Raw genomic sequence first — 19,051 nt, 5'->3', positions numbered from 1 at the left:
TTGAGGGTCTCGAAAGGGGATTATAACCGTTGAAACAAAAAGGGTTTATAAAAAAGGGGCCTGAACGGCCCCTTTCTTCCCATGGTCGATCAGATGCGGAACATGCCGACCTGATTATTCAATTCACCTGAAATATTTTTAAGCTGGGCCGACAGATTGCGGGAGCTGTCCGCATCCACTGCCAGCTCGTCCGAGACATCCTTGACCGCCTGGATGTTGCGGCTCACCTCGTCGGTGACGGCACGCTGTTCCTCGGCGGCGCTGGAGATCTGGGTCGCCATGTCGGAGATCTGGTTGATGGAGGTGGTGATCTGCTCCAGCGCCTGGGTCGCATCGTTGGCATCTTCCACGCTGTTCTGGGCCAGCAGCTGACCCTCGTGCATGGTACTGACGGCGCCCTGGGTGTTGCGCTGCAGGGTCTCGATCATGCTGCGGATCTCGACGGTGGAGCTGTGGGTGCGCTGGGAAAGCACCCGCACCTCGTCGGCCACCACGGCAAAGCCGCGTCCCTGCTCGCCAGCCCGGGCGGCCTCGATGGCGGCGTTGAGCGCCAGCAGGTTGGTCTGCTCGGCGATGCCCTGGATGGTGGAGAGGATGGTGTTGATCTCCTGGGCGTTCTTCTCCAGTTCCTGAATGATGCCGGAGGCCTGCTTGACCTGGGTGGCGAGATCCGTGATGGAGCGCTGGTTGCGGGCAATCACCTGCTTGCCGTGCTCGCAACTGCTGGAGGAGCTGCGGGCCGCTTCCGCGGTCTGCTCGGCGTTGCTGGCCACTTCGACGGCGGTGGCGGACATCTCGTGCACTGCTGTCGCAATCTGGGAGATCTCGTTTTGCTGGCGGGCCAGCCCCTGGTTGGATTTCTCCGCCATGTCGTGGGAAGACCTGGCCTGCTGGTTGAGCTGGGTGGAGGAGTTGGAGATGTCCTGCACCATGACGTGGATGCGCTCGATGAAGGTGTTGACGTGCTTGGCGACGGTACCGACCTCGTCTTCACGCTCGATCTTGATGCGACGGGTGAGATCGCCGTTGCCGCGGGAGAGATCGGCAATTGCCTCGCCCAGGGTTTTCAGCGGCGCCAGGGAGCCGTTGATGGCGACATAGGAGAAGCCCGCCACGATGAGGATGGTCAGCAATCCCTGAATGAGGGCGGAGGTGACCATGCGGGAGACGGACTGGTAGGCGACCGCTTCGTCCACCACGATGCCGAAATACCAGTTGGTGTTGGGGATCTCGGTGAGGTCGAATACGCTTGCCTTGCCGCTGATATCCATCTCGGAGATGGTGTTGTCATGGGCCAGCTCGTTGACCTTGGCTGCCGTCAGCTCCGGGGAGATGGCGGTGGCGGGTTTGAGGGTCAGATCCTTGTCCGGGTGGGCGATGATGGTGCCGTTGCTGTCCACCAGAATGGCATAGGTGCCTTCCGAGTTCATGGCGAGTACGTCTTTCACCAGACCGTCGATGGAGACGTCACCGGCGATGACGCCGTCGGTGTTGCCACGACTGAAGGGCTCGGCGATGGTGATGATGAGCTGGCCGGTGGTGATGTCGGCATAGGGAGCCGTGATGGCGAGCTTGCCGGCGGCCATGGCGTCCTTGTACCAGGGGCGCTGGCGCGGATCATAGCCGGCCGGCAGATCGGTCGGCTTGCTCTGGATCATCCGGCCATCCTTGGTGCCCACGTAGACGAGATCGAAGTTGCCCGCATTCATGGACTGGGCCAGGTGGCTGAGGGGCTCGTCTTCCTTGGCGAAGGCTTCCTTGGTGGCGGTGACGAGATTGATGCGGGCGTCGAGCCAGCGGGAGATCCCCTTGACGTTGGCGACCGAGCTGTCGTCGATGAAGCTCCAGATCAGCCGCTGGGTTTCACTGCGCAACTGGGAGGTGTTGTACCAGACCTGCAGGCCGGTGATGACCAGAATGATGGCCCCGATGGAGAGGACCAGCTTGTTCTTGATGGATAGGTTCATGTTTACATCCTTGTGAGCGTCAGTCAGAGATCCATGGTGTTTGTTATTGTTATGAGCCAACTCTGTATCGGCTGGCTATGGACTTTATGTATCCCGGTGCACCGCATTTTTTCAATTCTTTTCACCTCCTTGTGGCCTGCCAGGCCGCGCCGATACTCAGCTGAATCGATCTGGCCGGTTGGTGAAGATGCCATCGACACCCATGCTGGCGAGGGCGCTCCCATCACTCACTTCGTCGACTGTATAGACCAGGATCTTGAGCCCCCGGCGATGGGCATCCGCCACCAGGGTCTCGTCGACGAAATCCACGTCGCAGTTCAGTGACCAGGCCCCCAGCGTTTCGGCGAAGGCGGCGCCGTCGAGGGGCAGGCTGGCCGTGAGGGCGCCGATCCTGATTTCCGGTCGCAGTCCCTTGAAGCGTAACAGCTCGGGATGATGAAAGGAGGAAACGATCCAGTGCGCCTGGGTAAAGCCAAGCTCGGCCTCGGCCCGCCTGGTCAGGGCGGCCACCGGCTCGGCGGTGTGGGCGCCCTTGAGCTCGATGTGCAGTTCGCAGCGCCCCGCCACCAGTGCCATCACCTGCCACAGGGTCGGGATCCGCTCCCCGTCCCCTGCATCCAGGCTCGCCAGGTACTCCCGGGATTGCCCGGTCAGCACACCCTGGCCGTTGGTGCAGCGCTCCAGCCGCCGGTCGTGGAAGACCCAGAGCTCTCCGTCGGCCAACTGCACGTCCAGCTCGATGGCTTTGGCACCCAGATCCAGCGCCAGGCTCATCGCCTTGAGGGTATTCTCCGGGGCCAGGCCGCTGGCACCGCGATGGGCAATGATCTGCATGATGGCTCCTGTTGTCGTCTTTGGGGGCTTCATCCCCGGCTCATCCGGATGTCGATCTGCTGATGTGGCAGATGCATGCCGACCTGGCCGAGTTTCTCCAGGATCAGGGAATGTACCTCATGCGTAATGGGCATCCGGTGATCCATGTTGTTGACGTAGAGCCGGATCTCGTAGATGAGGGCCGAGTCGGTGAACTCGATGAGGAACACCTCCGGGGCGGGCGTATCCAGCACCAGGGTGGATTCGCGCACGCTCTGCTCCAGCAGTTGCTGTACCTGCTTGGGATTCTGGGTCAGGCCGATGCGAATGCGCAAGCGGACCCGGGTGATGGCATCGGACAGGGACCAGTTGATGAACTGCTCGGTGATGAAGGCCTTGTTGGGGACGATGATCTCCTTCCTGTCCCAGTCCACTATGGTGGTGGCGCGGGTCTTGATCTTGGTGACGGTGCCGGTGAGATCCCGGATGGTGACGGTGTCACCCAGGCGGATCGGTTTTTCGAACAGGATGATGAGGCCGGAGACGAAGTTGGCGAAGATCTCCTGCAACCCGAAGCCCAGCCCCACAGAGAGTGCCGCCACCAGCCACTGGGTCTTGGACCAGTCGATGCCGAGCATGGAGAAGCCGGTGAGAGCGCCAATCAGCAGTACCAGGTACTTGCTCACCGTGGTGAGGGCGAAGCCGGTGCCGGGGGAGAGGCTCAGGTGCTGGAGCAGGGTGAGCTCCATCAACCCTGGCAGGTTGCGGGCGGTGACCACCGTCAGGATGAAGGCGAAGACGGTCAGCATCAGATCCTGCAGGGTGATGGCGGAGAGCTGCTCGATGCCGGCCACCTTGCTGCTCACCTGCCACACCTCGATGCTGCTGAGGAAGCTGAATGCCGAGTTGAGATCCGACCATTGCACCACCACCAGCATGGTGAAGCCCAGCATCAGCAGGGTGCGCACCAGGCCGAGGGACTGGGCGCTGATGGTATCCAGATCCAGCTCGGGCTCCTCCACCACATCGGGGATCTCGGAGCTGAGATCGTCCTCTTCCCGCTCCCGCTGCGCCAGGATCTCGGCCCGCTTCTGCTTGGCGCGATCGAAGGCGAGTCGGCGGCGCTGGATCAGCATCCAGCGGTGGGCCAGATAGTAGACGAGCAGGCAGCCGAGCCCCGCCAGCAGGCTCAGCTCCAGCTGGCGCAGCAGGGTGCGGGAGGTGTAGAAGTAGCCGAACAGGGCGCCCAGCACCGCCAGCAGCGGGGCCAGCATCAGGCTGTTCCAGATGAAGTGGTGCAGCAGATGGGGCTTGGTCATGTCTGCCTGACCCCAGGTGAGGGGCAGTTTTTCCCGGTTGAGGCGGGCAAAGAAGAGCAGCAGCCAGAGGGCCCCGATGATGAAGGCGAGGCGTCCCAGGGAGTCGTAGAAGGCGTGCTCCTGATAGCTGCTCGCCATGCCCTGCACGAAGAAGCTCGGGATCAGCACCAGCAGCAGGGTACGAAATTGTCCCCATACTCGCTGCACCCGCTCCTTCTGCCAGCGGAAGTGGAGGATGAGGATCCCCTTCTCCAGGGTGAGGTGGCGCGCCACCAGCAGGGCCAGCAGCAGGAACCAGATTTCACCCAGGCCCCGGGCCACCGCCACCGCGAAGGGATATTGCCAGGCGCCGTCCAGGAGGCCGTGCACCATGAGCACCATGGCGGGCAGCGGCAGGGCGGCGAGGACGGAGCGCACCAGCAACCGGCTGGTGAGGCTGAACTTGTCCTGGGTTACCTTGCCGATGCGCGGGGCAATGTACTGGCTGTATTGAATGAGGTGGCGGGCCAGTTTCAGCCAGCACCAGGCCAGCCCCAGCAGCCCGAGGCCAGCCAGGGTCAGGCTCAGGGGGTTGTTCTCGGCGATGGCCCTGGGCAGTTGCAGCCAGTTGGCCGGATTGAAGGCAAGGCCGAGGGCGGCCGGGACGCCGAGCAGCACCGCCGGGCTCAGGGGGCGCACGTCCGGCATCCAGAACAGATGGCTGGCGCTGAGTTCGCGGATCTCGTCGATCTTGCTGTTCTGGCGGCTGTAGAGCAGCTTGAGGCGGGTCTGCTCCTGAATGAGGGTATCGGAGGCATCGTTGAGCCGGGTCAGCAGTTGCCGTCTCGCCTTGAGCAGGTTGTCCAGCACGGCGCGCTGGGCCCTGTCCAGGGTGATGCCGTCTCCACTGAGCAGGCTGTTGCGCAGTTGCACCGGATCCTTCAGGGCATCCTGCTCGGTCTCGTACTGGTATTTGGCCATGCGCGCCTTGACGATGGCGGACTCCAGCCGCTCCAGCGGGAAGTAGGCGGGCAGATCGGCCAGCTTGCTGCGCAGGTTCTCGCCGTAGGCGTTGCTTATCTGCAACCACTCCAGCTGTTCGCGCACCGAATTGACCAGCTCGTTGAGCCCGGAGAGGGAGGTGTCCACCCCCCGTTGCTCGTCCTGCACCCGTTCAATCTGGTCCTCGAGGGCCCCCAGTTGCAGGGAGAGGGCCTGGTTTTGCTGCTGTTGCTCCTGCAAGAGGGGGAGGTCAGAGGTGAGCTGGCGGCGCAGGCGTTCGCTTTCGGCCAGGGCCTGCTCGGTCTTGTCCCGGCGCAGCTGGTTCTGCTGGGCAAGCAGACTGGTCTGCCACTCATCCTCGTCGGTGATGGCGAGGTTGAGCTCCTGCAGCTTGAGCTTGCCCAGATCGTTGCGCTGCTGGGCGGAGAGCTGCTCCAGCTCCAGCATCTGGATCCGGTCGGAGAGGCTCTGCTCCTTGAGGCGGGTGGCCAGTTGCTGGGCCTCCTGCAACCTGTCCGACTCGTTGCTGAAGCTCAGGCGATCGAGCAGGGAGCGGGTCTGGAGCAACTGCTTGCGCAACTCGTCGACCCGCAGGTGATATTCCTGGCCCGTGCTCTCAAGCTGGTTGAGGCTGTCGGTCACCGCCTGACGCTCCTTGCGCAGGTTGAGCTGGCGGTTGCTGCTCAGGCTGATGGCCTGGCGAAGGGCATCCTCCTTGAGGGAGGAGAGGGACGGGCGGGACTGGGGCTGATAGTTGTGCAGCCCCTCCTTGAGACGGGCGGACTCCTTGGGGTAGTCGATGAGGATCTGCTGGTAGGCCTTGCCCTGTTCCCGGTAGCGCTGGGCATCCCGGGCATATTGCAGGGCCTGCTGGTAGCTCTCCCGCAGTTGCTGGTTTTCCGGGGTATCCGTCTTGGGGACGCTTTGCAGCAGCTCCTCTACCTGAGTGATGGCATCATCGGCCTGGACAGCGGAGAAGGGGAACAGGCTGAGACAGAGCATCAGACAGAGCAGGCGTTGCAACATGGCGCACGTTTCCGTTCAGGAGAAGTCGCCCTAGCCTAAAGCAGGGGCCGGGGCGGGTAAAGCCCTCAAGATGAATGATCCACGGCACAAATAACGGGTGATCCGGGTCTTGTTTGGCTATTATTCTGGCCGTTCCCCTTCATTGAGCAATTTATGTCCTCCGTCGATCTGGGCACGGCCCCCCTTTCCCGCCTCTTCTTGCGTTACGTCACCCCCACGGTGGCCGCCATGCTGGTCACCGGCATCTATGTCACCATTGACGGCATCTTCGTCGGCCATATCCTGGGCCAGGACGGGCTGGCCGGCATGATGCTGGCGTACCCCATCTGCGCCGTGCTCTATGCGGTGGGGGCTCTTATTGGCATGGGATCCTCGTCGCTGGCCTCCTTCTATCTGGGCAAGGGGGAGCAGGCCAGGGCGCGCCACATCGTCGGCAATGCCCTGGTGATGGTGCTCATCGCCTCCGCGCTGCTCGCCTTCATTGGCATTCGTTACGGCGAGGCCATGCTTGTCTGGATGGGCGCGCAGGGGGTCATCTTCGACGCAGGCTTCGCCTATCTGCAGTGGTACGCCTGGCTCGGGGTGTTCGCGGTGCTCTCCATGGCCTTTACCGCCCTGCTGCGCAACGACGGGCGACCCGGCCTCACCACCTGGATCCTGGTGGGGGGCGGCGTGCTCAACGTGCTGCTCGACTACCTGCTGATGGCGGTGATCCCCTGGGGGCTGGCGGGGGCCGCCATCGCGACCATGCTCTCCCAGGCGGTCACCGGAGGCCTGTGCCTGTGGCACTTCTTTACCCCCCGCAGCCAGTTGCGCATTCGCTGGGATACCCTGGTGCCCGACTGGCGGCTGATGGGGGAGACATTGCGACTCGGGGTGTCGAGTTTTCTGATGTACCTCTACCTCTCGGTGGTGCTGGCGCTGCACAACAAGGCGCTGCTCTCGGTGGGCACTTCGCTGCACGTGGCCGCCTATGGGGTCATCAGCTACAGCGAGGCCTTCTTCTATCTCATCTTCGAGGGGATCGCCATGGGCATCCAGCCCATCGCCAGCTTCAATGCCGGGGCGGGCAACTGGTCGCGAGTGCTGCGGGTGCGCAACCTGGCATTGGGAGTGACCATGGCGGTGGCACTGTGCGGGATGATCCCGCTGTATCTGTGGCCAGAGGCAGTGGTTTATCTGTTTGCGGGGGACAATGCTGCCCTGTTGCCGGTGGCCAGCCTCGGTATCTGGCTCTACTTCTGGGGGCTGCCCATGGAAGGCTTGCTGCTGGTGGGGGCCACCTATTTCCAGGCCATCAACCGGGCCCGCATCGCTTCCCTGCTCACCGGCGGCAAGCTGGTGCTGATTGGCGGTTTCCTGTGGGGCTTCTCCTCCCTGTGGGGAGTGGCCGGTGTCTGGCTGGCGCTGCCCACTTGCAGCACTCTGCTGGTCCTGGTGATGTGGCGGGCGATGAGCAGGGAGGGGCGCCAGCACAGCGCTGCCTGAGATGTGGTCATGCGTCCATGAAAAAGGCAGCCAAGGCTGCCTTTTTCATTCCCTGCCTGTGGGCGGCAGGTCGCCGGCCTCAGGGCTTGAAGGCACCGATAAAGATGGCGGGGTCGACGCGGGCGTCGTTGAGGCTGACGTTCCAGTGCATGTGGGGACCGGTGGCGCGGCCGGTGGCGCCGACCCGGCCGACGATGCCGCCGCGGGGCAGGCTCTGGCCCAGCTTCACGTCCACCTTCGACATGTGACAGAACATGCTGATGAGGCCCTGGCCGTGGTCGACGAACACCGTATTGCCGTTGAAGAAGTAGTTGCCGATGAGGATGACCTTGCCAGCGGCTGGTGCCTTGATGGGAGTGCCGGCTCCGACCGCGAAGTCGAGGCCGGAGTGGGGGTTGCGCTCCTCGCCGTTGAAGAAGCGGCGCAGCCCGAAGGGGCTGGAGAGCGGGCCCTGGACCGGCTTGTCAAACAGCAGGTTGCTCGGCTGAGCCGGGCTGAAGGTCTGGTAGGCGCGGGTCTGTTCGGCAAGCTCCCGGTTGATGCGGGTCATGTCTTCGGCCAGCGGATTGACCTGGCGGCTGTTCTTGAGCTTGATGTGCTGCTCACGGTAGTGCTTGGTGCCGACCGTGAAACTCAAGGTGCGGCCATCGCTGGTGGTTACCTGATGGGGGCCGGGCGGGCTCTTGAGCGGGATGCCGACGATGGCGATCCACGTCTTCCCGTCTTCCTGTACCACCAGCACAGGCTTGTCCTGATAGCGCACTGCGGGCGCCTTGGCCCCGCTTCCCAGTGGTACCACGGCCACGCCCCCCGGCACCGGGTGGTTGAGCAGGCGGCTGATAAACCCCGGTTCGGCGTGAAGCGCAGGGCTGCCGAGCAGCAGGAGAAGAAAGAAGAGGCGGCGCATGATGGCTCCATCGGATCAGGGGGAAAGCAAGAGGGGGGAGATGATGCCACATTCTGGCGGTGCTGTCCGTCAACCGTGACCATGGGGTGCATCAGAGGTTGCCTTGTAGAGGGCGGAAATGAGAATTTCATGCTATTTACTAGAGTGTCATTAAAGGTGTCTTTGAATGACACCTACCGCGACAAGGTTGTGAAGCTCTGGCAGGGGTACCGTAGTCGCCAGCGACATCCAGGGATAGATGGAGGTTGTGATGAAGACGAAAGCGCTCTCGATATTCGGACTCGCATTGGCGATCGTGACGATGCCCGCCGTTGCCTTCAACGGGGTCATTACCATCAACGGGGAAGTGACCGCAGGTACCTGTGCCATCGCGGTCAACGGGGGTACAGCATCGGCGACCGTCACCCTGCCCACCGTCAGTACTAATGCCCTCGGCAGCATAGGGCAGACCGCAGGGGCGACCGGTTTCAACCTCGCCCTCACCAGTTGCCCGACCACGGGCTCGGTGCGCGCCTACTTCGAAAACATCGGCGTGGAGCAGACCTCGGGCAATCTCAGCAACAAGGCCGTCGCGTCGGGAGGCAAGAATCCGGCGCAAAACGTGGAAGTGCAGATCCTCTCTGCCAACAGCACGCCCATCGACCTGAGGACCAATACAGGCAACAACGTGCTGGTGAACTTCAGTGCTACCGGCGGGGCAACGCTTTACTACAGCGCCCAGTACATTGCCACCGGGGCCGTTGGTGCGGGTCTGGTCTCGGCAGACCTCATCTACTCTCTGGATTATCACTGAGTCATGCGCCATGAGCTCTTTACTTGCCCACGTTTTCGCCAGGACAAGGAGTGGCTGGTGGTGCTGGTGCCTGCTGCTCCTGCCCTGGTTTAGCTGGGGACATGTGCAGATCTCGGGGACCAGGGTCATCTATCCAGCCAGTGCGCGGGAGGTCACGCTGGAGCTGACCAACAAGGGAAGCGCTCCCTCGTTGGTGCAGGTGTGGCTGGACGCCGGTGATCGTCGCATCCGGCCCGGCGCCGAGGCGCTCCCCTTCCTCATCACGCCCCCTATCACCCGCATCGAAGCCCGTCGTGGCCAATCCTTGCGCCTCGCCTATGTGGGAACGGGGCTGCCCCAGGATCGTGAATCCGTGTTCTGGCTCAACGTTCTGGAGGTACCGCCGAGCGTGAAATCGACCCAGCCGGGCCAGAACATGGTGCAACTCGCCTTTCGTTCCCGGATAAAGCTGTTCTATCGGCCAACTGGGCTGCCGGGCAACGTGGAGCGTGCCGCCCATCAGCTCAGCTGGCGCCTGATCCGCCAGGGGCAAGGCTATGCACTGCAGGCTCACAATCCAAGCCTCTATCACGTCAGCATCAGCAATCTTGAACTGCTGACAGCCCAGTCGAAACGCTACAGCAATCTGAGCGGCGGCATGGTGGTACCGGGTGGCAGCTTCGACTTTCCCGTGGAGCACCTTTCCGGAGCCGTCAATGTCAAGAAGGTGACCTTCCATTGGCTCAACGATTACGGTGCTCGCGAGGTGGGCCAATTCGTCTTCCATTGAGCTCGGTGGATGGCGGCGCTTGCCTGCTCATGAATCTGGTACGCGGCAGCCCTGTCGCGACGTTCAAGATGCCTATCTCATGCCATTTCCCCCCGGGTTTATGCTTCCCTGTATCGATTTGTTGGTTGCTTGTGCTGGGGGGATGGGGAGGGATGGTCATGGCCGATGAACCCGTCGCAGAGGTCCCCCCCTCCGCAGAGGTCGAATTTGACAACAGCTTGCTGGACAGTCTGGGGATCAACATCGATCTGGCCCGCTTCTCCCGCGCCGATTTCATTCCTCCCGGTCGCTATTCTCTCGAGATTACCCTCAATGGCCGGGAGCGCCTGAATCAGCAGGTGGAGGTGAGAGCAGGGACGGACCCCGGTACTCCCAGATTCTGTTTTCAGCCCGATCAGTTGACGCAATGGGGTTTGCTCCTCGACAAGCTGCCCGATCAGCCGTCAGTGAAGGCGCAACTGGCACAGGATTGCATCGAGGTCAATGCCCTGGTGCCGGGAGCCAGCTTTACCTTCGACCTTGCCAGCCTGAGCGGTGATCTCAGCCTGCCCCAGGCCTACCTTGGCCGGGTCAGGCGCGATTATGTCGGGCCGGATCAATGGGTACAGGGGATAAATGCCGCCTTCGTCAGTTACAACGCCAATCTGTACTACAACGACCAGGATGACGGGGGCGATCCGGTCAGCAGCAGCGTCAATCTCAACACGGGTCTCAACCTGGGGGCCTGGCGCCTGCGCCACAACGGTTCCTGGCAAGGCACATCTGGCGGGGGGTATCTGCCCCTCAACAGCTATGTGCAGCGGGATGTCACCTCCCGCACGGCCCAGCTCACCCTGGGAGAATATTTCACACCGGGGGACAGCTTCGACAGTGTGCCTTTCACCGGTGTGCAGATCGCCAGCGACGACGCCATGCTGCCCGACTTCGAGCGGGGTTTTGCTCCCGTGGTGCGCGGGGTGGCCCAGAGCAATGCCAGGGTCACCATACGCCAGGGCGATGCCCTCATCTATGAAACCCAGGTGGCGCCGGGGGCCTTCGCCATCGACGACCTCTATGCCACCAGTTTCGCCGGCGACCTGGATGTGACGGTCACGGAGGCAGATGGTAGCGTGCAGCGCTTCACCCTGCCGTTTTCCTCCGTGGTGCAGATGCTGCGACACGACACCTCCCGCTTCAGCCTGACTCTGGGACGTTATCGCAATGATGCCGGACCAGACGGGCCTGATTTTCTGCAAGGCACCTATCGACACGGCCTGTCGGACACCCTGACTCTCTACGGGGGAACCATAGCCGCAAAACAGTATGCCGCTCTGCTGGGGGGGGCGGCCATGGGGTCCGATTACGGCGCCCTGGCCCTCGATGTCACCGGTTCCTGGGCGAGTGATTTACCCTCGGGCGCGGATCTGCCTCCCTCCCTGTCCGGCCAGAGCTATCGCCTTACTTACAGCAAGCAGATGGATTTGACCCGAACCTACTTCACCCTGGCTGCCTACCGCTTCTCCAGCGAAGGCTATCTCGACCTGAGCGATGTGGCGGCGATGCAGGCTGGCGCACTGGATCGTCTGCAGCGTGAGCGCAATCGCTTCCAGCTCAACATCAACCAGCCCGTGGGGGAGTGGGGTGATTTCTATTTCAATGGCATCCGCCGGGATTACTGGAGCGGTCAGGGGGAGAGCAGCAGCCTTCAGTTCGGTTACAGCCGGGGATTTGACTGGGGCAGTTTGACCTTGTCGGCCAGCCACTCTCTGGAAGAGGGGACTGGCGATCAGTACGTACTGAGCCTGAGTATCCCCATCGGTGACAAGCTGGGGGCTCCGCGCCTTGGCAGTACCCTCTCCTATCAGAAGGGACTGGGGACCAGCACCAGACTGGATCTCAACGGAGGCTCCGGGGATGGGCGCTTCTACTACGGGGTCTATGGGAGCCAGGGGCCTGGGGGAGCTGACAGCACCCGGGGGTATGGGGCCAATGTGCAGTATCAGACGGCGTTCGCCCAGTTGGGACTCAGTACCAGCCAGGGGGAGGGGTATGGCCAGTACGTGGCCTCGGCCAAAGGGACCTTGCTGGTGCATGAAGAGGGCTGGGTGATGGGGCAAACCCAGGGAGAGACCATGGCGCTGGTGGAGGCCAAAGGTGCCCAGGGAGCCAGGGTGAGCCACGGCATCGGCAGCGAGGTGGATGGAGATGGCTATGCGGTGCTGGCCGGGCTAAATCCCTATCGCACCAACGTCATCGGGCTGGACCCGACCGGTTTGCCACTGGATGTGGAGATCGACGGCAGCGCCCGTATGGTGGCCCCCCGCCGGGGCGCCATCGTGAAACTCGCTTATGAGACTCATGTCGGGCAACCACTGCTCATCAAGGCCGAGCGACACGATGGCAGCGCCCCTCCTTTCGGGGCCGACGTGGTCGATGACCGGGGGGGATCGGTGGCCGTGGTCGGGCAGGGAGGGCTTATCTTCGTGCGTGGCGAGCAGGGGACGCTCTACGTCCAGTGGGGGGAGTCAAGCGATGAAGGGTGTCGCCTCGACTATCGGATGCCCCCGCCGGATCCGGCCATGCCCTACCAGCAGGTGGCGGCGCGCTGCATCGACATGGAGACGGGACCATGAACGGCATCCGTGATGACCTGCACTCGCGCGGACGTGGGAGCAGGGTAGGGGTGACAAGCTGTTTTGTTCTGTTCGGGGCCCTCTTGTGGACCCAGGGGGGGGAGGCCGCGATTCGGCTGATGCAGACCCGTCTCGTCCATCAGGGGGGCGAGGCCGCCCTGATGGTTCGCAACGACGGCACCGGACCCAGCCTGATGCAGGCCTGGGTTGACCTGGGAGACGAGCGCCTGGGGCCTGGCGAGGTGGCGACTCCCTTTCTGGTGCTGCCGCCCGTGATGCGACTCGGACCAGGCAGGGGGCAGACACTGAGGGTGATCGGAGGAGAGCAGAACCGGTTGCCCCGGGACAGGGAGTCCCTGTTCTGGCTCAACGTGCTTGGCCTGCCCCCCAAGGCCCATGCCACCGAGGGGAGTGTCCAGCTGGCCTATCGCACCCGTATCAAGCTTTTCTACCGCCCCCCCGGTCTTTCGGGCTCCGTGGCTGGGATGGTCCGCCAGCTGAAGTGGCAGATCCTCTCCGAAGGCGGGCTCGGTGTCACCAATCCGGGCCCCTTCCACATCAGTCTGAGCGAAGTGTTGCTGACGATGGGGGACTGGCAGCTTGCCTGGCGGGAGGGGGGCGTACTGCCACCCTACGGCACTCTGCACCTGCCCATGGGGGTTGTCCCGGCGGGGGCGAGTGGCCGGCTGCGCTGGATAGACGATGAGGGCAGCTATCGTGAGGAGCCCTTCATGCCGCTCAGAAGCCAAGGAGGTCACCATGAGTGATGCAACCGGTCGTCATGGCCCCGACTCCCTGTTGATGGGGGCGCTGTTGCTGGGGGCCGGACTCTGGCCCGGGGAAGGGAACGCGGTGAACGGCCAGTGCACCAGCCCCTTCGTGGCCACCTTGCCGCTCACCGTCAGCGATCTCTATCAGCCAGGTGATACCCGCAGTGCGACCTTCGCCACCACGGGCACGGCCAGTTGTGATTGCATCGGTATCTCTGTCGGGTTGCTGGTGACGGCCTACTACCAGGGCACCACCAGCCTGCCCACCGTCTCCGATCCCCTCGGTACTCTCATCAAGCTCAATTCCTATCTCGGTCTCAAGGTGGAGTTCAATGCGGCGGGGGGATACCAGAGCGTCCCCTTCAACACCACTACCACTGGGCTTCTGAGTGCCTGTGTGGGCGGGCTACTCAATGTCTCCCTGCTGGGGGGGATCAGCGTGAACGGGGGGCGAGCAACCCTGAAACTGCTCAAGGGGATCACGGGCACCCAGACCTTCAGTGGCACCGTGGCCCAGCTGTTCGTGCGACGTGGCAGCCTGCCCGATACCAGTCCGGCCAATGCGTTCAGCACCCTGGCGATGAACATCACAGTCACCTCGACCCCCAGTTGCCAGTTCCCCGCCGGTACCAGCATTCCCATCGATCTGGGCGCCGTGGCCCAGAGCGCCTTCATCGAAGGGGAGATCCCCAGGGGCTATGCGCCGCGCAGCGTCAATGTGAGCGTGACCTGCAGTCAGATCCCGAGCGACTACGTGGTGCCGCTGCGCTACAGCTTCTCGGGGGTGCTCGCGAGCGACAACCGCTTCATTACCACCAGCCTGGCCGGTGTCGGGGTGGGCATGGTCGAGCAGGGTGCCCTGACCCCTATTCCATTCGATACCGCCATCGCGGTACCCTACTCGGCGGCGACCCAGGCCACCGACTACAAGGTGAGGCTCTACCCGACCCGGCTGCCGGGCCAGGTAGTACGCACCGGCCCCTACACCGGCACCATTATGGTCACGGTGAGCGTGCCCTGAGGAGACGCCGCTTCGCCCCTATTTTTCGACGAGGTCAATGATGAACAGTGACAGGGCCCTGCGCCACGAACCCAAACGCCATGGCATAGGACAGGGCTGGATCTGGATCCGCACCGGATTCGACATCTTCAACAAGGGGATGGGTGCCAGCGTGGCCATGATAGTGCTCTGGTTTGTGGTGGGCATCGTGCTGGATCAGCTGCCGGCGGGGGGCTTGATCTCCCAGTTGCTCTACATGGTGTGGGGGGCTGGCTGGGTGGCGGTGGCGCGGCGGGGGCACCATGGGGAGGCGCTGCAGTTTGGCGACTTCTTTGCCGGTTTCCGCCATCGGTTGACCCCCTTGATGCTGGGGGGCCTGATGGTGCTCGGCCTCATCATGGGGATCCTGATGATCTGCGTGTTCCTGCTGCACCAGTGGGGACTCACCGGCCTGTTGTCCGCGGATCCGGGCTCCCTGGCGCTGACCCCGGAGCAGGCACAGGGCTTCCTCGTCTGCGCCCTGGTGGGATTGGCACTGTTCGTTCCCGTGCTGATGGCCATCACCTTCGCCCCCGCCCTTATCCTCTTCCATCAGGTCGGGGTCTGGCAGGCAGCCAGGCTCAGCTTCAAGGGATGTCTGCGCAACATGTGGCCCTTCCTCTGGTGGGGGCTGCTCGGGGCCGTGCTGATCTTCTTTGGCGCACTCCTGATGCTGGTGGGCCTGCTGGTGGTGCTGCCTGCCATCAACTACTCCATTTATGCCGCCTATCATGACATCTATCTGGAGGATCAGGAGGCCGAGGAGGGAGAGACCCCGGTCAAGGCATTCGGTTTCGAAGCCTGACCGGCACAGGATGGAGCAAAGAGGGGCCGCGAGGCCCCTTTTTTGTGCGGCTCGCAGGGATCAGAGAGAGGGAGGGGCTTCCTGCCACAGGGGATCGTCCGCCATCCGCTCCACGAGAAAGTCGAGGAAGCTGCGCAGCAGGGGGGACATCTGTTTGCGGGTGCCATAAACGGCATAGACGCCGAGGCGCTTGGGCTGCCACGGGGTGAGCAGGGGGACCAGGGCGCCGCTTGCCAGATGGGGGTGAACCGAGTAGGCGGGTTGCAGGCTGATCCCCGCCCCGTCCAGGGTGGCGGCCAGCAGCAGGTTGGAGATGTTGGCGCTGAGGTTGCCGCTCACCGGGACGGATTCGGGACCATCGGGCCCCAGAAACTCCCACAGGCTCTTGCCGAAATAGGTGTAGGTGAGGCAGTTGTGCAGTGCCAGATCCTGCACCTGCTGCGGCGGGGCATGGCGGGTCAGGTAGGCGGGGCTGGCGCACACCACCGAGTGGCAGGTGCCGAGCCTGCGGGCCACCAGGTTGGGATCGAGGTCGTTGGTGATGCGCAGGGCGAGATCGATTCGCTCCTCCACCAGATTGACCGTCCGGTCCAGCAGCAGGATGTCGATCGCCGTGCCGGGGTAACGGGCCAGGTAGTCGTTCGCCGTCCCGACCAGCAGGGCTTCGGAGAGAGAGTAGCTGCTGGTGATGCGCAGTTGCCCCTTGGGGGCCTCGTCATGGCGGATGGCCAGGTGTTCCATCTCTTCCCCCAGGGCCAGCATGGCTCTGGCCCGGTTCAGCGCCTCTTCTCCCGGCCCGGTCAGGCTCAGCCGGCGGGTGGTGCGGTGCAGCAATCTGGCCCCCATCCAGCGTTCCAGCTCGGCCAGGTAGCGCGACACCATGGCACGGGACATCTCCAGTTTCTCCCCGGCGCCGCTCAGGCTGCCCTGTTCCACTACGCAGACGAAGACCCGCAATGCGGTCAGCCTATCCATCTTGTGCCCCTATATGCTCGATTTGTGCAACAGTGATGCACCTATTATGCGGTATTTGTATCGATGGTGATGCAATAAACTGCGCTCATTCCATTAATCCACACCGATGAGCGTTATCTGATGAACAACACACTGCGTACCCTGACCCTGACCAGCCTCCTGATGACGGGATCCGCCCTGGCGGCCCCCCTGACCGTGACCGTCTACAACCCCGGCGAGAAGGCGATCTTCCCCGTCTCCTCCTCACTGGTAACCGGTGACAAAGAGGCCATCCTGATCGATGCCCAGTTCGACGTGCAACATGGTCAGGCGCTGGTGGACATGATCAAGAAGAGCGGCAAGAAGCTGACCACTGTCTATATCAGTGCCGGTGACCCCGACTTCTACTTCGGTCTGGAACCCGTCATGGCTGCGTTCCCGGATGTCAAGGTGTTGGCCGACCAGCATGTGGTCGACCATATCAAGCAGACCAAGGATGCCAAGCTGAGCTACTGGGGCCCGATCCTGGGCAAGGATGCACCCAAGAGCCTGACCGTGCCGCAAGTGATGACGGCCAGCCACCTGACGCTGGATGGCGAGAAGATTGACATCAAAGAGATGAACACCCCGAATGCCTACCTCTGGGCCCCTTCCATCAAGACGGCCTTTGGGGGTGTGCCGGTCTACAGCGGCGTGCACGTCTGGATGGCGGACAGCCAGTCCAAGGCCGCTCGCAACAACTGGGTCAAGGCGCTGAACAAGCTGCTGGCCCTGAAACCCGAGCGCGTGGTGCCGGGTCACTTCCTGGGGACTGCGCCCAAGGGTACCGAAGCCGTGACCTTCACCCGTGACTACGTGCAGCGCTTTGAGCAGGAGCTGGCCAAAACCAAGCACTCCGGCCAGCTGATTGAAGCGCTGAAGAAGGCTTACCCCTCCCTGCCTGTCGACGATGGCCTGGCCATCGGTGCCAAGGTCAATACCGGCGAGATGAAGTGGTAACTCCCTGACGCCTACTTCCCTGTGTTTTTTACCGGGCCCGAGTGCCCGGTTTTTTTATCCAGCCTTGAAGCGAGAATGATGATGAACGAAGCGCAAACAACCCTCCATTATGTCTATGACCCCCTCTGTGGCTGGTGCTATGGCGCCGCCCCCCTGCTGAAAGCCGCTGCCGAGATCCCGGGCCTTCGCATCGAACTGCATGGGGGTGGCCTCTGGATGGGCGCCAGGCGCCAGGCCATGGGCCAGCCCCTGCGGGACTATGTGCGCCCCCATGACGAGCGCATCCACGCCCTCACCGGACAGCGCTTTGGTGAGCGCTACTTCAACGAGCTTCTGCTCAACGAGTCGCTGCTCCTTGACTCCGAGCCGCCCATACGCGCTGTGCTGGCGGTGAGCGAGCTTGGCGGCGACGGCCTTGCCTTGTTGCACCGCATCCAGGAGACCCACTACCGGGATGGGGAATGGGTCGGTTCCCCGACGCGGCTGGCGGCGCTCGCGCGGGAGCAGGGGGTGACACCGGAAGCATTCGCCCTGGCCTTTGGTCGGGTCGATCTTGTGGGCCATCTGGCCACAAGCCAGGCGTGGCTGCGCCGGCTCGGCGGGCAGGGGTTCCCGACCCTGGGATTGATGCAAGGGGAGCGCGTCGTTGCGCTGCCTGTCTCCTCCTATCTGGGAGAGCCAGCGGCGTTCGCGGATCACATCACCTCCCTGATGGGGTGAGTCTCTCGCCCATCGCCTGCGGCTTGTCAAAGGAGAGGGAGAGGGCAGACCCGTCTGCGCGCCTCCCTTGTCCCCCGCACCGTTCTTGTGCATGCTATCGGCCTCATTGAACGGCAGGATGCAGTACCTATGAACCTTCGCGATCTCGAATATCTGGTAGCGCTGGAAGAGGAGAAACACTTTCGCAAGGCCGCGGAGCGCTGCTTTGTCAGCCAGCCGACCCTGAGTGGCCAGCTGCGCAAGCTGGAAGATGAACTGGGGGTGATCCTCATCGAGCGCACCTCCCGCAAGGTGTTGTTTACCCCGGCCGGCGATGCCATGGCCCGTCAGGCGCGCAAGGTGCTCAAAGAGGCGCGAGAGCTCAAGAGCATAGGCCAGCACTTCGCCGAGCCCATGTCCGGCGAGATCCACATCGGTTTCATTCCCACCGTGGGCCCCTACCTGCTGCCCCACATCATCCAGGATCTGCGTGAACACTTCCCCAAGCTGGAGTTCTACCTCTACGAAGATCAGACCCAAGTGCTGCTCAAGCGGCTGGAGGAGGGGGAGCTGGATTGCCTCGTGCTGGCGGAGCTGGAAGGGATGGAGGGGTTTGGCGCCATCCCCCTCTATCAGGAGCCCATGTGGCTGGCCGTGCCTCAGCATCACCCGGAGGCGAGCGCCAAGGCGGTGCCCCTGCACAATCTCAAGGGCAAGAAATTGCTGATGCTGGCCGACGGTCACTGCCTGCGGGATCAGGCGATGGGTTTCTGTTTTGCCGCGGGCATCGGTGAGGATCAGCGCTTTAAGGGCACCAGTCTGGAGACCTTGCGCAACATGGTCGCCGCCGGCAGCGGCATGACGCTGGTGCCCAGGCTCGCCGTGCCCGCCAACCCGGAGGAGGGGGGCGTCAGCTATCGTCCGGTAATCAACCCCGTGCCGGGGCGCACCATCTCCCTGCTCTATCGTCACTACTCGGTTCGCCGCCCCTGCTTCAATGAGCTGGCGGCCCGCATCTCGAGTCTGATGAAAGCCCTGCTGGGCTGACGCAGCCCGCTCGTCATCCCGAAACAAAAACCGGCGCCTGGGCGCCGGTTTTTGTTGTTTCCA

15 protein-coding genes are annotated in these 19,051 nt (G+C 63.0%); 10 read left to right on the top strand and 5 right to left on the bottom strand.

What is annotated here, in order from left to right; translation table 11 throughout:
• Positions 1-89 precede the first annotated feature (89 nt).
• The 3 genes from AB5Y51_RS19610 to mscM form a co-directional block, all read right to left on the bottom strand.
• Complete coding sequence (locus AB5Y51_RS19610) at positions 90-1,967, bottom strand: methyl-accepting chemotaxis protein (RefSeq protein WP_010673807.1); 1,878 nt, start codon at positions 1,965-1,967, stop codon at positions 90-92.
• 156 nt (positions 1,968-2,123) lie between these two features.
• Positions 2,124-2,801, bottom strand: a complete 678-nt coding sequence (locus AB5Y51_RS19605) for a glycerophosphodiester phosphodiesterase (RefSeq protein WP_139737745.1) — start codon at positions 2,799-2,801, stop codon at positions 2,124-2,126.
• Between the two features lie 29 nt (positions 2,802-2,830).
• Entirely contained in the window at positions 2,831-6,106 is a 3,276-nt protein-coding gene (gene mscM, locus AB5Y51_RS19600) for a miniconductance mechanosensitive channel MscM (RefSeq protein WP_043156368.1), read from the bottom strand.
• A 153-nt stretch (positions 6,107-6,259) separates the two neighbouring features.
• On the opposite strand from mscM, the gene AB5Y51_RS19595 reads away from it, so the two are divergent.
• Positions 6,260-7,594, top strand: coding sequence for an MATE family efflux transporter (locus AB5Y51_RS19595; RefSeq protein ID WP_143237207.1), 1,335 nt, complete (start codon positions 6,260-6,262; stop codon positions 7,592-7,594).
• Between the two features lie 79 nt (positions 7,595-7,673).
• Here AB5Y51_RS19595 and AB5Y51_RS19590 read toward each other — a convergent pair whose 3' ends face one another.
• Positions 7,674-8,501: a peptidoglycan DD-metalloendopeptidase family protein gene (locus AB5Y51_RS19590; protein ID WP_324036151.1), complete on the bottom strand. Its 828-nt coding sequence runs from the start codon at positions 8,499-8,501 to the stop codon at positions 7,674-7,676.
• A gap of 250 nt (positions 8,502-8,751) precedes the next feature.
• Here AB5Y51_RS19590 and AB5Y51_RS19585 point away from each other — a divergent pair, with 250 nt between their 5' ends.
• From AB5Y51_RS19585 to AB5Y51_RS19560, 6 genes are all read left to right on the top strand, one after another.
• Positions 8,752-9,294 (top strand): fimbrial protein, encoded by a 543-nt coding sequence (locus AB5Y51_RS19585; protein ID WP_041215630.1) that lies wholly within the window; start codon positions 8,752-8,754, stop codon positions 9,292-9,294.
• Positions 9,295-9,304: 10 nt separating this feature from the next.
• Entirely contained in the window at positions 9,305-10,063 is a 759-nt protein-coding gene (locus AB5Y51_RS19580; protein ID WP_052455395.1) for a fimbria/pilus periplasmic chaperone, read from the top strand.
• A gap of 158 nt (positions 10,064-10,221) precedes the next feature.
• Positions 10,222-12,675 carry a fimbria/pilus outer membrane usher protein gene (locus AB5Y51_RS19575; RefSeq protein WP_368179026.1) on the top strand — a complete coding sequence of 818 codons (2,454 nt, stop codon included), beginning with the start codon at positions 10,222-10,224 and terminating at the stop codon, positions 12,673-12,675.
• Between the two features lie 119 nt (positions 12,676-12,794).
• Complete coding sequence (locus tag AB5Y51_RS19570) at positions 12,795-13,442, top strand: molecular chaperone (RefSeq protein ID WP_223955675.1); 648 nt, start codon at positions 12,795-12,797, stop codon at positions 13,440-13,442.
• Positions 13,435-14,466, top strand: a complete 1,032-nt coding sequence (locus AB5Y51_RS19565) for a fimbrial protein (protein WP_223955674.1) — start codon at positions 13,435-13,437, stop codon at positions 14,464-14,466. The genes AB5Y51_RS19570 and AB5Y51_RS19565 overlap by 8 nt, the downstream gene beginning before the upstream one ends.
• A gap of 40 nt (positions 14,467-14,506) precedes the next feature.
• Positions 14,507-15,289, top strand: coding sequence for a BPSS1780 family membrane protein (locus AB5Y51_RS19560; RefSeq protein WP_045525644.1), 783 nt, complete (start codon positions 14,507-14,509; stop codon positions 15,287-15,289).
• A 60-nt stretch (positions 15,290-15,349) separates the two neighbouring features.
• Here AB5Y51_RS19560 and AB5Y51_RS19555 read toward each other — a convergent pair whose 3' ends face one another.
• Entirely contained in the window at positions 15,350-16,264 is a 915-nt protein-coding gene (locus AB5Y51_RS19555; protein WP_202015404.1) for a LysR family transcriptional regulator, read from the bottom strand.
• 120 nt (positions 16,265-16,384) lie between these two features.
• Between AB5Y51_RS19555 and AB5Y51_RS19550 the strand changes: the two genes are divergently transcribed.
• The 3 genes from AB5Y51_RS19550 to oxyR all read left to right on the top strand — a co-directional run bounded on the left by AB5Y51_RS19550 (position 16,385) and on the right by oxyR (position 18,988).
• A complete protein-coding gene (locus tag AB5Y51_RS19550; RefSeq protein ID WP_202015406.1) occupies positions 16,385-17,242 on the top strand; it encodes a Vmh family MBL fold metallo-hydrolase in 858 nt (285 codons plus the stop codon).
• 75 nt (positions 17,243-17,317) lie between these two features.
• Complete coding sequence (locus tag AB5Y51_RS19545; protein WP_202015408.1) at positions 17,318-17,962, top strand: DsbA family protein; 645 nt, start codon at positions 17,318-17,320, stop codon at positions 17,960-17,962.
• Positions 17,963-18,091: 129 nt separating this feature from the next.
• The gene (oxyR, locus tag AB5Y51_RS19540; RefSeq protein ID WP_010673817.1) at positions 18,092-18,988 is read left to right on the top strand and encodes a DNA-binding transcriptional regulator OxyR; all 897 of its coding nucleotides are present in this window, start codon (positions 18,092-18,094) and stop codon (positions 18,986-18,988) included.
• Positions 18,989-19,051 lie beyond the last annotated feature (63 nt).

It is taken from the genome of Aeromonas sp. R7-1, from assembly GCF_040908115.1.
GTDB lineage: Bacteria > Pseudomonadota > Gammaproteobacteria > Enterobacterales > Aeromonadaceae > Aeromonas > Aeromonas caviae.
Note: the sequence above shows the minus strand (reverse complement) of the source record. Positions and strands in the feature narration are given on the sequence as shown.

Bases quoted from the DNA above. Each gene is read 5' to 3' on its own strand.
- AB5Y51_RS19575 (WP_368179026.1), top strand. From the start codon at position 10,222: ATGGCCGATGAACCCGTCGCAGAGGTCCCCCCCTCCGCAGAGGTCGAA.
- AB5Y51_RS19610 (WP_010673807.1), bottom strand. From the start codon at position 1,967: ATGAACCTATCCATCAAGAACAAGCTGGTCCTCTCCATCGGGGCCATC.
- mscM (WP_043156368.1), bottom strand. From the start codon at position 6,106: ATGTTGCAACGCCTGCTCTGTCTGATGCTCTGTCTCAGCCTGTTCCCC.
- AB5Y51_RS19590 (WP_324036151.1), bottom strand. From the start codon at position 8,501: ATGCGCCGCCTCTTCTTTCTTCTCCTGCTGCTCGGCAGCCCTGCGCTT.
- AB5Y51_RS19560 (WP_045525644.1), top strand. From the start codon at position 14,507: ATGAACAGTGACAGGGCCCTGCGCCACGAACCCAAACGCCATGGCATA.
- AB5Y51_RS19570 (WP_223955675.1), top strand. From the start codon at position 12,795: ATGCAGACCCGTCTCGTCCATCAGGGGGGCGAGGCCGCCCTGATGGTT.
- AB5Y51_RS19545 (WP_202015408.1), top strand. From the start codon at position 17,318: ATGATGATGAACGAAGCGCAAACAACCCTCCATTATGTCTATGACCCC.
- oxyR (WP_010673817.1), top strand. From the start codon at position 18,092: ATGAACCTTCGCGATCTCGAATATCTGGTAGCGCTGGAAGAGGAGAAA.
- AB5Y51_RS19605 (WP_139737745.1), bottom strand. From the start codon at position 2,801: ATGCAGATCATTGCCCATCGCGGTGCCAGCGGCCTGGCCCCGGAGAAT.
- AB5Y51_RS19565 (WP_223955674.1), top strand. From the start codon at position 13,435: ATGAGTGATGCAACCGGTCGTCATGGCCCCGACTCCCTGTTGATGGGG.
- AB5Y51_RS19580 (WP_052455395.1), top strand. From the start codon at position 9,305: ATGAGCTCTTTACTTGCCCACGTTTTCGCCAGGACAAGGAGTGGCTGG.
- AB5Y51_RS19550 (WP_202015406.1), top strand. From the start codon at position 16,385: ATGAACAACACACTGCGTACCCTGACCCTGACCAGCCTCCTGATGACG.
- AB5Y51_RS19595 (WP_143237207.1), top strand. From the start codon at position 6,260: ATGTCCTCCGTCGATCTGGGCACGGCCCCCCTTTCCCGCCTCTTCTTG.
- AB5Y51_RS19555 (WP_202015404.1), bottom strand. From the start codon at position 16,264: ATGGATAGGCTGACCGCATTGCGGGTCTTCGTCTGCGTAGTGGAACAG.
- AB5Y51_RS19585 (WP_041215630.1), top strand. From the start codon at position 8,752: ATGAAGACGAAAGCGCTCTCGATATTCGGACTCGCATTGGCGATCGTG.